General features: G+C 49.1%; 11 protein-coding genes. 4 read left to right on the plus strand and 7 right to left on the minus strand.

Features of this window, described 5'->3' with window-relative positions; genetic code table 11:
• A complete protein-coding gene (locus RF679_RS10955) occupies nt 1-1023 on the plus strand; it encodes a CapA family protein (RefSeq protein WP_309480667.1) in 1023 nt (340 codons plus the stop codon).
• A 36-nt stretch (nt 1024-1059) separates the two neighbouring features.
• Here RF679_RS10955 and RF679_RS10960 read toward each other — a convergent pair whose 3' ends face one another.
• The 5 genes from RF679_RS10960 to RF679_RS10980 form a co-directional block, all read right to left on the minus strand.
• Nucleotides 1060-1299 carry a 2Fe-2S iron-sulfur cluster-binding protein gene (locus RF679_RS10960; RefSeq protein ID WP_373921672.1) on the minus strand — a complete coding sequence of 80 codons (240 nt, stop codon included), beginning with the start codon at nt 1297-1299 and terminating at the stop codon, nt 1060-1062.
• An 88-nt stretch (nt 1300-1387) separates the two neighbouring features.
• Nucleotides 1388-1684, minus strand: a complete 297-nt coding sequence (locus tag RF679_RS10965) for an SCP2 sterol-binding domain-containing protein (protein WP_309480669.1) — start codon at nt 1682-1684, stop codon at nt 1388-1390.
• 47 nt (nt 1685-1731) lie between these two features.
• Nucleotides 1732-2385 (minus strand): class I SAM-dependent methyltransferase, encoded by a 654-nt coding sequence (locus RF679_RS10970; protein ID WP_309480670.1) that lies wholly within the window; start codon nt 2383-2385, stop codon nt 1732-1734.
• Between the two features lie 116 nt (nt 2386-2501).
• Complete coding sequence (locus tag RF679_RS10975; RefSeq protein ID WP_309480671.1) at nt 2502-3443, minus strand: CysB family HTH-type transcriptional regulator; 942 nt, start codon at nt 3441-3443, stop codon at nt 2502-2504.
• 321 nt (nt 3444-3764) lie between these two features.
• Nucleotides 3765-4757: a fumarylacetoacetate hydrolase family protein gene (locus tag RF679_RS10980; RefSeq protein ID WP_309480672.1), complete on the minus strand. Its 993-nt coding sequence runs from the start codon at nt 4755-4757 to the stop codon at nt 3765-3767.
• Between the two features lie 44 nt (nt 4758-4801).
• Here RF679_RS10980 and RF679_RS10985 point away from each other — a divergent pair, with 44 nt between their 5' ends.
• A complete protein-coding gene (locus RF679_RS10985) occupies nt 4802-5533 on the plus strand; it encodes a GNAT family N-acetyltransferase (protein WP_309480673.1) in 732 nt (243 codons plus the stop codon).
• Between the two features lie 54 nt (nt 5534-5587).
• Here RF679_RS10985 and RF679_RS10990 read toward each other — a convergent pair whose 3' ends face one another.
• Together RF679_RS10990 and RF679_RS10995 are read right to left on the minus strand one after the other, a co-directional pair.
• Nucleotides 5588-6055: a cyanophycin metabolism-associated DUF1854 family protein gene (locus RF679_RS10990; RefSeq protein ID WP_309480674.1), complete on the minus strand. Its 468-nt coding sequence runs from the start codon at nt 6053-6055 to the stop codon at nt 5588-5590.
• 2 nt (nt 6056-6057) lie between these two features.
• Nucleotides 6058-8298, minus strand: a complete 2241-nt coding sequence (locus RF679_RS10995) for a cyanophycin metabolism-associated ABC transporter (protein ID WP_309480675.1) — start codon at nt 8296-8298, stop codon at nt 6058-6060.
• Nucleotides 8299-8744: 446 nt separating this feature from the next.
• On the opposite strand from RF679_RS10995, the gene RF679_RS11000 reads away from it, so the two are divergent.
• Nucleotides 8745-10925: a cyanophycin synthetase gene (locus tag RF679_RS11000; RefSeq protein ID WP_309480676.1), complete on the plus strand. Its 2181-nt coding sequence runs from the start codon at nt 8745-8747 to the stop codon at nt 10923-10925.
• A gap of 125 nt (nt 10926-11050) precedes the next feature.
• Nucleotides 11051-13633, plus strand: coding sequence for a cyanophycin synthetase (gene cphA / locus RF679_RS11005; protein WP_309480677.1), 2583 nt, complete (start codon nt 11051-11053; stop codon nt 13631-13633).
• The last annotated feature ends 96 nt before the right edge of the window (nt 13634-13729 follow it).

Genomic DNA, 13729 nt, shown 5'->3' on the forward strand with positions numbered 1-13729 from the left:
ATGCAAGCTAGGTTTAAACGGGCTACATTTTTTTGTATCGCTGTAGCGACTCTACTCGCCAGTCTCATCAGCTCCGCACATGCCGCGACGTCGAACCAAATCAAATCAGAAAAATCGCTGAGCCTTGTTTTTGTCGGTGACATCGTACTCGATGGCAAAGCTGGTGAGCACATACAGCGCGGGGCGGATCCGTTTAAAGGCGTAAAAAGAATTTTTGAAAGCGCCGACCTGAGAATCGCCAATCTCGAATGCGTGGTCGCCTTACAAGGCGAAGTGGTCGATAAGAACTTCAACTTCCGTGCGCATCCGAGAACTTTGCCTTACTTGGCAAAATATGTTGATGCCGTATCGATCGCTAACAATCATTCTGGAGATTTTGGACCGAAGGCTTTCAGCGAAATGCTGACTCACTTGCAACAGCATCAGATCGGTTTCTTTGGTGGTGGGAATGATCTCCAGCAAGCACACAAACCATTCATCATCGAGAAGAATGGATATCGCATCGCCCTGCTGGGCTACAACGAATTTATGCCAAGAAGTTTTGAGGCCACGGCGAAAGATGCTGGGGTCGCTTGGAGTGAAGACGAACAAGTTGCCGCAGATATCCGCGACGCCCGCTCTGTGTACAGCGCTGACATCGTCATCCCTTTCATGCATTGGGGTTGGGAAAACGAATTGCGATCAGGACCTCGGCAACGTGCTCTAGCACGCAAAATGATTGATGCGGGAGCCGATGCTGTCATCGGTGGACACCCTCATGTGATTCAAGATACCGAAGAATACAAAGGCAAGCCTATTATCTACAGTCTCGGCAATTTCATGATCGATGCAATGGACAACGCCAATCAAGCGCGTGGTTGGGCTGTGCGACTGGAATTGAAAGGCACCTCAGTGCAACGCTGGCAAACCCAGTTAATACAACTCGATGAAGAAGGCATACCGAACAGCACAGATGAACTAAGTGCATGCTGGTCCAAAGAAAAAGGCTTACAGACACAATGCAAGCCCTTCGTCGCAAAATGATATTTTAAAATTGATTTTTTTAATGACGACACGCCGTCAGAAAAGAAACGCTTGATCGGTTTCGATTTCCACATCGCTGTCTATCGTGGCGACACAGGCCAAGGCATAACCGTCATCTTTCTCATCAAAACTTAAGCTGGGCCACTCAATCAGATGTCGTACTCTGCCGCTTTTCACCAAGCATAGGCAGGTACGACAACTCCCATTGCGACAAGAGCTCACGAAACGAATACCCGCTTCTTGTGCTGCATTAAGTATCGTTTGGTTTTCTTGCACCTCGAATGTCCAGCCTTGCTTGAGCAAGCGAACTTGATGCCTTCTCGTCGTGTTATCAGTCAAGTTGTGTCAACTCAAAAGACAAACATCAAACCACTTTTTGCAAGCGCATGGCGATACTCATATCACCGGCGAGCTTCAGTTGTCCCGACATGAAACCCATCACTGGATTCAATTCACCATTCAATAATTTACCAAGGTCACTCAGGCTCAGGCTCACGGTACAATCAGCATCACGATCAACGTGATCAACGAGATGCGGGCGCACAATCGCATCGACCACGATCACACCATCAGACCCACAATCAAATTTCAAAACAGCGTTGAGGCTACTGTCCTGCCCTAACTTCTCGCGAATCTTCGCTGCGCAAGCTTGCAAATCCATTTTCTACTCCAAGCGATTTCAAGGTAAAAATATGATGTACTCAAGAATTATTTGAGCACGCAAGTGAGCATCCAGAAAAACTCATTACGGCTCAAACGCACATCGCGTGCAACGGCAGAAAATTTCTTTTTCAAGAAACTATCGCTAGGAAAATTTTTTAAGACTTCCATGCGACTACCATCTGGCAATTGGCGCATCTGATAGGTATTACCCTCGGCATCCGTACGTGCGGTCGGCGGCGTAAAATCTTCCACGAAATTATCATCCACCAAGACCACGAAACCGCCAGCGCCAAGCGTTTGGCGTAGATGCTTAAATACTTTGGTATAGTCTTCGCGCTTGATGTGCGACCAAACACCGCCACCAAAACAGGCCGTGAAGCGTCGCCCTTCTGGTAGCTCAGGATTCAGCCAATCGAGCTCGGCGAATTCAACGTTCTCCAAAACGAATTCACGCTCTTGGGCAATCTCCAACATGATGGGATTGATGTCCGTGGCGAGTACCGACTTTGCATTTTCCGCGATCGCTTCGGTCCAATATCCCGTACCACAACCAAGCTCCAAAACCTCGTGATTCGCGAGTGCCTCGCTGACATGCTCAGCCGCCGCCTCAGCATCTTCATCCAAATCAGGTTCCAGATACTTGTCTTCATAAATCTCTGCGACAGCCGCGTAATACGCAGCCAAACTATTTTCTGCCATAGCTTCTTCTTTCCGACTTTTTCCAATTCTTTAAATTCTTCAACTTAAGCAGAGGCTCGTCACGCTCACATCAACAACGACGATTTCGCTCAATCGACCTTTTCCACTATGCTTCATCACAGGTCGTAGTTGTCTTTACCACCCTGCATGACTTGATCGATCAACTTGCGATTCATGCTCGGCGAAAGCTGCTCAATGAAAGAATACATGTAGCTACGCAAATACGCGCCTTGCCGAACGGCGACCCGCGTAACGTTCATGCCGAACAAATGGCCGGCCGGAATCGCACGTAAATTGGTATCGCGTTCCGCATCGAAAGCCACACCGGCGATAATGCCGACTCCCATTCCCAATTCGACATAAGTCTTAATCACGTCAGCATCAATCGCTTCCAGCAGAACATCGGGCTTGAGCTGTTTGACCTCAAAGGCATGATCGATTTTGCTGCGCCCAGCGAACGCCGTGTCATAGGTAATCAAAGGATACTTGGCAATTTCCTCAAGTGCGATCGACTTGCTCTTTAACAGCGGGTGATCAACTGGAACCACCACCACGTGCTCCCATTGATAGCAAGGCATAGAAACGAGGCCATCGACATTAGTAATCGCCTCGGTCGCAATTGCCAAATCCGCTTGATCACGCATCACCATTTCCGCAATTTGTTTAGGGCTACCTTGCAACAAAGACAGGCGCACTTTGGGATATTTCTGCATGAAAGTCTGAATCAACTTTGGCAAGGCGTAGCGCGCTTGGGTATGGGTGGTTGCGATCGTGAAGCTACCACTGTCTTGCGCGGCGAACTCTTTGCCGATGCGTTTCAAGCCATCGATTTCTTGCATGATCATTTCGACCGACTTCAGTACCGCACGTCCTGGTTCCGTCAAGCCGCGAATACGCTTACCGTGACGAGCGAATATATCGATACCGAGCTCTTCTTCGAGTTCGATAATCGCTTTGGACACGCCTGGCTGTGAAGTGAACAGCGCTTTCGCTGCTTCAGTCAAATTAAAGTTTTGACGCACCGCTTCGCGCACAAAACGCAATTGATGTAGATTCATGTTGAAGTCCCGTATTGGAAAAGTACGCTGCCTCCTTTATAAGAAAGCAAGTCATAACAACAGGATTGATATGTTATTTGAAGTATATAGAGTTGAGGGCGATTTGACCATCAAGACGATGAGCGATCTCAGCATGCTCGATCCACATATTTGGCTCACAGCTGAAAGCGAGGCTATGCGTTCTAGCAATTCCAACAACACGTTTTGGCATCTAAGAGAATTGGAATTCGCGCGAAAGTACCCATGATCAATCACCCAAGATCATGGGTCAAACACCGCCTAACATACGTGTCACCGCACGCAAGCATGCAAACCCATCAATCAATCCCGGTGATATTCCACTACGCTTTGTTCAATCGCACCGAAGATGGATTTGCCATTTTTATCCAACATCTCGATGCGAATTTTGTCACCGAATTTCATAAACTCTGTGGTCGCTTGACCTTCGTTCGCGATCATTTCAAGTGCGCGTTTTTCTGCGATGCAGCTAAATCCTTTCTTGGGATCTTTATTCGACACTGTGCCTGATCCGACGATCGTGCCAGCGCGAGCATTACGCGTTTTGCACAAGTGTGTGATCAACTGTGGGAAGGAAAAAACCATATCCACACCAGCATTGGGCTGACCAACTAACACATCATTCCATGTCGAGCGCAGAGGCAAATGCACCTTACCGTCTTTCCAAAACTCGCCTAATTCGTCTGGCGTTACCGCCACTGGCGAAAAACTCGAAGCAGGCTTGGATTGGAAAAATCCAAAACCTTTCGCTAATTCCGCAGGAATCAAATTACGCAAAGAGACGTCGTTGACCAGCATCAATAATCGAATGTGTTCCTGCGCTTCTTGTACTTTCACACCCATCGGCACATCGCCAGTGATCACGGCGATTTCACTTTCGAAATCGATGCCCCACTCTTCAGATAACAAAGCGATATCGTCCGTTGGGCCAATAAAATCATCACTACCGCCTTGGTACATCAGGGGATCATGCCAAAAACTCTCAGGCATTTCTGCGTTGCGAGCCTTGCGCACCAATTCAACGTGATTGACATACGATGAGCCATCTGCCCACTGAAACGCACGTGGCAATGGCGCCATACAATTTTTAGGATCAAAGTCAAAACTATTAATGCCGCGACCAGCATTCAGACGCTCGTAAACCGCTTCTAACTGCGGCGCAATGAAATTCCAATCGTCAAGCGCATGCTGCAAACTGCGAGCAATGCCATCAGCGATTTGGGCGGTTTTCAGATCACGAGAAACCACAGCCAATTGGCCATCACGGGTACCGTCTTTTAGCGTTGCAAGTTTCATTTTGCGTAAGTCCTAAACGAAGAATTCAAAATCAAAAACCAAGTATGCCTACCAACAATCTACCAGGGAAAGGCAGCGTTAAAGCCCGTTTGCAACATCCTAAATCGACGCCTCAATTTGGATATGCTAAGCTTCAGCCGCACTCAAATCGACTGCGCTACGGCATCGAAAATCCATCGAAGATTAACAAACATCCGACGAGTTCCATACGACATTGTACCGCAGCCATAAAGGAAGCCCAATTGCAAAACACAGCCAAGCTCCAATACTTTGTCGATACGGAACGCCTCAGTCTGCGTACGCTCAGCGTCGAAGACGCCGAGTTTTATCTCTCCTTAGTCAACGATGCTTCCTTCATCAAGAACATTCGCGACAAAGGCATCCGTACCATTGAGCAAGCGCAACAGGCGATCACAACCGGCCATCAAGATATTCAAGAAAAACTCGGCTTTAGTCTCTATCTCGTCGAGAGAAAAAGCGACCAAGCAAAACTTGGTTTGTGCGGTTTGGTAAAGCGCGACAATTTACCAGGAGTCGATATCGGCTACGCTTTTTTGCCTGATTTCTGGCGTCAAGGCTTTGCCGAAGAAGCGTGCCGCGGCATTCTTGATTGGGCAAAAAATGGTCTCAACTTCAAGGAGCTCTACGCGATTGTCTCACCAAGCAATCTTGCGTCTGCGAATTTACTGAAAAAACTCGGCTTTCAATTGCAAGAACAACTGAACTGGGAGGATGGTCCAGTTCAGTTATTTCGCTTAAATTTTGTCCTCAACTGACTAACTCAACAATCGATCAGTCTCGAAGAAAACTCAAATCACCTAGCTTGACGATCACAAGAAACGATCAAGGATTTTGCGGCTATGTTTATCGATGCCAAACATATCGCGAATCAAAAAGTGAATGCCGTGATTATCCGAAATCAAGAGTGAGTCTTTACCGATACGACGAATGTCTTCGTCGCCTTTCAAGACAAATTGCGTATTGCCACGATCGGTCTCTACTTGCCAGGTACAAGGTGTCGCAAAACTCGTCACACTCACGATCCGCAAAATCTCAGGCATAAACTCACGGCCTTCGAGTTCGCCTTCGATCAGTTGACGAATCTCTTCTTTCAGGTCGGCTAAGTCATCAATCCAAGCGACTTCTTGCCCATTCTCAAGCACCAATGAAATTCCCTGCGTTGGCGCCTGAATCGGGAATGCACGAACGGGACTGACGTCGTAATGATGATTGCCATCGGCATCGGTGAGCACCAGCTTACGGAATTGATCGCGTTGTAATTCAAATGCTGTTGTCATGCTTATTCTCCTGCCACCGCTGCCGCAGCTTCATTACGAGCTTGCGCTTCATACAAACGGAAATACGCGCCCTCTTTCGCCATCAGTTCATCGTGACTACCGACTTCCACCACTTCGCCGCGATCCAAGACGACCAAGCGATCCGCTTTATGCAAAGTCGACAAGCGATGCGCAATCGCAATCGTCGTACGGCCTTGAACCAAATTATCGAGTGCTTTTTGAATTTCTTTTTCGGTCTCAGAATCGACTGACGCGGTTGCTTCATCCATGATGAGAATGCGTGGATCAATCAACAAAGCGCGTGCGATAGAAATCCTTTGGCGTTCGCCGCCCGACAAGCCTTGTCCACGTTCACCGACCATGGAATCGTAACCTTGCGGCAAGCGTAAAATGAATTCGTGGGCATGTGCGGCGCGTGCAGCAGCGATGATTTCCTCACGAGTCGCATGCGGTTTGCCATAAGCGATATTGTCAGCAATCGTACCGAAGAATAAGAACGGCTCTTGCAAGACCAAGCCTATTTGGCTGCGATATTGCGACACCGGATACGAACGAATATCGACGCCATCCAGCAAAATCGCACCTTCTGCCACATCATAGAAGCGGCAAATCAAGTTAACCAAAGTACTCTTGCCAGAACCACTATGTCCTACCAAGCCTATCATCTCACCAGGTTGGACACTCAAACTGATGCCACGATTGACAGCGCGATTACCATAACGGAAGCCCACTTCACGCAATTCGATTTGACCTTTGACTTCTTTAATCTGCACCGGATTTTGTGGTTCAGGCACGCTAGAAACATGATCCAAAATATCGAAAATACGTTTCGCCGCCGATGCTGATTTTTGCGTCACGGATACGATGCGACTCATCGAATCAATACGGCCGTAGAAGTTGCTGATGAAGGCAACGGCCGCCACCAAAGCACCAACCGTAATTTCCTCGTGCGCAATTTGCCAGATACCAAATACCCAAACGACCAGAATACCCAAGTCGGTCAAGAAAGAAACCGTTGGCGAGAACAAGGACCACACCTTATTCAACTTATCATTGACCGCCAGATTATTTTTATTCGCTGTACGGAAACGGGTCGCTTCGCGTTGCTCTTGCGCGAAAGCTTTCACCACACGGATACCAGGTATGGTGTCAGCCAAGACATTCGTCAACTCGCCCCATACGCGGTCAATTTTCTCGAAACCAGTACGCAATTTGTCGCGCACCAAATGAATCGCCCAAGCGATCAGCGGCAAAGGCAATAGAGTCACCAAAGCCAACTTCGTATTGATTTGCAAGAGGAACGCCGCGGTCATAAAAAACATCAGCACGTCGGTCGCAAAATCCAGCAAATGCAAGGACAAATAGACGCAAATCCGATCACTCTCACTACCGATCCGCGACATCAAGTCACCGGTGCGTTTATTTCCAAAATACTCGAGCGAAAGTTTCAATAAATGTTCATACGTTGCTGTACGTAGATCGGCACCGATACGTTCAGATACCAAGGCCAAAATATAGGTTTTGCCCCAACTTAAGAGCCAAGCCAGCACCGCCGCGCCCAATAAGCCGCCGATATAAGTCGCGACCAATGAAACTTCAACATGCTGACCACTTTGAAATGGAATCAACACTTCATCCGTCAAAGGCTTGGTGAGATAGCGCGGAATCATATGTGACGCCGTGCCCAACAACATCAATGTGAAGCCGATCGCTAGCTGGAAACGATAAGGACGAGCGAAACGCCACAAGCGGAAAAGAGTCCAGGTCGATGGCGGTGTATGAACTACCTTGGTACAAACCGGACACTCTTCTTGATCAGGTTCTAAAATTGCCTTGCAACTCGGACAGGTATTTTGCTCAACTTTTGGCGCTGGCTTGCCAGTCACCACTTCTTCCAAGCGTTCTTTGAAACCATCCATCAAACGAATGATCAACAGATTCTGCCCCAAGGTAAAACGCCAGTGCGCGAGCAAGCCGTCGGCATTCGACAGTTCCAAATGCCCTACGCCAGCGTGATCATGATGACGCATTTGCAAACCGTCTTGATAGTCCCAAGTCTGCCATGTGGCTACATCAGGTGAGCGTGCCATTAAACGTTGATTGGTGACGACAATCACCCCTGAGCGAAATTGCAATCGCGCATCGAGATCAGTTTCTACAATATGGAGTACCGTTTCGTTTTCCCGAAGTTGCGCCTGAATTTGTTCAGACCAAGTTGGCACCAGCGTGACGGAAGTTGTCATTAGTATGTTGATCCTCAATGGAAGTAAGCAGCGCTCGCTACAGAAACTTGTTAGCGTCGGCGCCACAAATAAAAGGCGGTCAATGGCAGAAAAGTGATGTTCTACGACCGACATTTCATTGCCAAAAAATTACAAATTGCAAGGAGTTTGCATCAAGCTCTATGACTGAATGCACAATTTACGGTATTCTGTCGAAAGAGAAACAAAATCCTTGCGATCATCTGACCTTGCACTTGCGCTCAAGTATACCAGCAAGACAATGCCAGACGATTTCAATTTTGTGTCCATTAACGCACATGTCAGCCTATCGATGACATACGCGTTAATAGACTTAGTGCCCGCCAAAATAGTTGGAAACCTTCAGCAGATCTGATGTTTCGAGTGAAGGCAAGGCACTTTCGATGCAAAATAGCAAGAATAAAATTCAATAAATACAGACATTATTCATGACGACAAAAAAGAGAGAGATTACGCCGCTACGTATTAACCATCTTCGCGGTCCTAATATTTGGACATATCGTCCAGTCATTGAAGTTGTGCTCGACATTGGTGAATTCGAGGAACTTCCGTCTAATAAACTTCCCGGTCTGTATGAAAGATTGACCTCTGCCCTGCCCGGCTTGGCGCTTCACCGTTGTGGCGTAGGTGAACCCGGTGGTTTTTTAGAACGCCTGAAAGAAGGCACTTGGGTTGGTCACATCCTCGAACACGTGGTACTAGAAATCCAAAATCTCGCCGGCATGAAAACCGGTTTCGGTCAAACGCGCTCGACCCATATCGACGGCGTGTACAAAATGGCTTTCCGTACTCGTCAAGAACAAGTCGGACGTGCGGCCTTGAACGTTGCTCGTGAACTGTTGATGGCCTGCATCGATGATAAGCACTTCGATCTCGCCGCTCAGATCACAGAATTACAAGACATGGTCGACTCACTTTGCCTCGGCCCAAGTACTGGCCACATTGTGGATGCCGCAACCGATCGCAAAATTCCATCTATCCGTTTAACCGAAGGCAATTTGGTGCAGCTAGGTCATGGCTGCGCTCAACGTCGCATTTGGACTGCTGAAACTGATCGTACAAGCGCGATTGCTGAAAGTATCGCTAGCGACAAAGACATGACGAAGTCACTGCTGAAAGCCTGTGGCGTCCCAGTTCCGGAGGGAACTTTGGTACGCAGTGCCGATGAAGCATGGGAAGAAGCCCAAGATATTGGCTCTCCGGTCGTCATCAAACCTTACGACGGCAATCATGGCCGTGGCGTGACCTTGAATCTAACAGGTCAAGAAGAGATTCGCGAAGCGTATGACCTCGCCGTGCGCAAAGGTGAGAGCAAGAGCGTGATTGTTGAGCGTTACATCACAGGTAATGAACACCGCCTTTTGATCGTCGGAGACAAACTAGTTGCCGCCGCAAAAGGTGATTCTTTGTGGATTACTGGTGATGGTAAATCGACGGTAAAACAATTGGTCGACGCACAAATTAATATCGACCCCCGCCGTGGCATGACTGAAGAGTTCCCGCTGAGCTTGGTGCAACCAGACGTCAGCGCCGAGATCATTTTAGAATTGAAACGCCAAGGCATGACGCATGAGTCCATCCCACAAGATGGTCAAAAAGTCCTGATTCAAATTAATGGTAATGTCGCAATCGACGTTACCGACGAAGTTCACCCTGAGAACGCCCGCCTCGCCGCGCTCGCCACTCGCATCGTTGGCTTAGACATCGCCGGGATCGACCTCGTCTGCGATGACATCACACGTCCACTGCAAGAACAAGGCGGTGCGATTATTGAAGTCAACGCCAGCCCTGGACTGTTGTCGCACTTAAAACCCGCCGAAGGAAAACCACGTGATATCGGCTCTGCCATCATCAAACATTTGTTCGGCGAAAAGGATAACGGCCGCATTCCTATCGTTGGCATTAGTGGCAGCAAAGGCACCAGCTTGATTGCTCGTTTGATTGGCAGCATGCTCAGCATGAGTGGTCAGTATTCTGGCGTGTCTTGCGCCGATGGCCTCTATCTTGATCAAAGACAAGTCGTCAAAACTGATTGCACGCGTTGGGACGCCGGCCAACGTCTACTCTTAAATCGCAATGTACAAGCAGCCGTCTTCGAATCCAATGCAAAAGGCATACTAAACGACGGCTTGCCCTATGACCGCTGCAAGGTTGGTGTTGTCACCGATTTCGATGGTCATGCTGAGCTTGGTGAACACTACATCACCGAAGCCGATCAAATGTTCAAAGTCATGCGCACCCAAATTGACGTCGTGCTCGACAATGGCTTCGCCGTGATTAACGCTGCGATTGATTGTGCCGGCGAATTGGCCGAATTGTGCGATGGCGAAGTGATTTACTACGGCATTACTACGCACAGCGGCTCCATGGCAAAACATTTGCAGCAAGGTAAACGCGCAGTCTATCTAAAGGATGACAACATCATCTTGGGCATGGGTGTACACGAAACCACATTAATGAGTTTGCACAGTCTCAAGCCTGCCAAAGTTGAACAACCGGAAGCCGTTTTGGCGGCGGTGGCGGCAGCTTGGGCGATGGGCATCAGTGCAGATTTGATCGGTGCGGCTTTGCGTAATTTCGATTCCGCACCACCGAAAAAACTGTACTAAGACCACGCACATCTTACTTGAACTGTACTTAAATTGTACTGAATAAGCCCGAAGCCGACGACGGCACGAGCATCGAATATCGCGACAATCATCGCCACAGAAGCTACGAGATAGGATTAAGTTTTATGGAAGTATCACGCATCAGAGCCCTTCGCGGACCAAATCTCTGGACTCATCACACTGCAGTGGAAGCGATTGTTCGCTGCCAAGCCAACGAATTATCTATCGTCGAGATCCCAGAATTTGAAGCACGCTTACGAGCGCTCTTTCCTGAAATTGGCCCTTTGCAGGCGACTGGCCATGACGATGCCATTCCTCTTGCGCGCGTCTTCGAACTGGCAACGCTGGCCTTGCAAGCGCAAGCTGGTTGCCCGGTGACCTTTAGCCGCACCACGCCGACCTTAGAAGATGGCGTATTTCAAGTTGTTGTCGAATATTCAGAAGAAGATGTCGGCCGTTTGGCATTGGAACTCGCGGAAAAATTGGTTAACGCTGCACTGTCGAACACCAGCTTTGATTTAGCAGCAGCCCTCCATGAGCTGCGTGAATTGGACGAAGACTTACGCTTAGGCCCTTCAACTGGCTCTATCGTCTATGCGGCTGTAGCGCGCAACATCCCCTATCGTCGCCTGACTAGCGGAAGTTTGGTCACTTTCGGCTGGGGCAGCAAACAACGCAAGATTCAAGCTGCCGAAATGGACGGCACCAGTGCCATTGCTGAAGCGATCGCGCAAGACAAAGAGCTCACAAAGAAATTATTAGATGCCGCTGGCGTTCCAGTGCCACTCGGTCGCACTGCTTTAAATGCCGAAGACGCATGGGCAATCGCCCAAGAAATCGGTTTACCTGTGGTCGTCAAACCAAAGGATGGCAACCAAGGTAAAGGCGTGACCGTCAACGTCACGACCCGTGAGCAACTCGACGCCGCCTACGTCGCCGCCTCTGAATTCCGCGATGACATTTTGGTCGAACGCTACTTACCTGGCAACGACTTCCGTTTGCTGGTGGTTGGCAACAAACTGGTTGCCGCAGCGCGCCGCGACCCACCTCAAGTGGTCGGCGATGGCACCCACTCAGTGCGTGAGTTGGTCGAACAAGTCAACAAAGATCCTCGTCGCGGCAGTGGACATGCCACGTCCTTAACCAAGATTCGTTTCGACGACATCGCCTTGGCGAGTTTAGCGAAGCAAGGTTACGACGCTGACTCCGTCCCTACCAAAGGAACCCGTGTCATCTTGCGTAACAATGCCAATCTCTCCACCGGTGGCTCCGCCACTGATGTGACCGATGACGTTCACCCAGAAGTGGCCGCCCGCGCTGTCGCTGCTGCGCAAATGGTCGGACTCGAAATTTGCGGTGTCGACTTGGTGGCCGACAGCGTCTTGAAACCCATTGAAGAACAAAATGGTGGCATTGTCGAAGTCAATGCCGCACCTGGCTTGCGCATGCATCTATCTCCATCGTTCGGCAAAGGCCGTGCGGTTGGTGAAGCCATCGTTGCTGCGATGTTCGCCGATGGTGAAGATGGACGTATTCCGATTATTGCCGTCACTGGCACCAACGGCAAAACCACAACAGTACGTTTAATTTCACACTTGCTAGCCTCAAGCGGTTTGCGCGTCGGTATGACCAATACCGATGGCGTGTACGTCGAAGGACGTCAAATCGATAGCGGCGACTGTAGCGGCCCACGTAGTGCTCGTAATGTGCTGTCTCATCCGGACGTGGATGCAGCCGTATTTGAAACTGCGCGCGGCGGCGTTTTGCGTGAAGGTTTAGCTTATGATCGTTGTAAAGTCGCGGTCGTGACCAATATCGGCACAGGTGACCACTTAGGTTTGAATTACATCACGACTGTCGAAGATCTGGCAGTCTTAAAGCGCGTGATTGTACAAAACGTGGCAGACAATGGTGTCGCAGTCTTAAACGCAGCAGATCCTATCGTTGCAGGCATGGCAAAAAATTGTACGGGCGCTGTCACTTTCTTCGCCGCCGATTCTAACCTACCGGTGATGGCAGCACATCGCGTCAAAGGCCATCGCGTTGTCTTCATCGAAGATGGTGACTTGGTCGCAGTCGAAGGTAAATTGATGCAACGTATTCCTTTGACCGACATCCCTATCACACGCAATGGCAGCATTGGCTTCCAAGTTGAAAATGTGATGGCATCAGTGGCTGCAGCATGGGGTATTAATTTGAGCTGGGATGCGATTCGCAAGGGTCTCAAAACCTTCATGAACGATAGCGACAATGCGCCAGGCCGTTTCAATGTTTTCGATTATCGCGGCGCGACATTAATTGCCGATTACGGTCATAATCCAGACGCAATTACTGCCTTGGTACAAGCTGTCGATAGCATGCCAGGCAATCGTCGTACCGTGGTGATTAGTGGTGCCGGTGATCGCCGCGATCAAGACATTCGTCAACAAACAGAAATCCTTGGTAAAGCTTTCGATCAAGTCATCTTGTATCAAGACCAATGCCAACGCGGTCGTGCCGATGGCGAAGTGGTTGCCCTACTCCGCTCTGGTTTAGAAGGCGCACCACGAACATCGAATATCAAGGAAATCAATGGCGAATTCATCGCAATCGACACTGCCTTGGCTTCATTGAATCCGGGTGATCTGTGTTTGATTTTGATCGATCAGGTGGAAGAATCTCTGGTGCATATCGCAAAGCGTATTGAAGAATCTAAGGCAAGTGCATAAACGATAAAGCACCCAAAACAAGAAGAGCTGACTCTCACGAGATCAGCTCTTTTTTCTTTACCCTCGAACGAGGCATCACACCAGTAACCTTCCGTT

Origin of the sequence: Undibacterium cyanobacteriorum (genome assembly GCF_031326225.1) — a bacterium.
In the GTDB taxonomy this organism is placed as follows: domain Bacteria; phylum Pseudomonadota; class Gammaproteobacteria; order Burkholderiales; family Burkholderiaceae_D; genus Undibacterium; species Undibacterium cyanobacteriorum.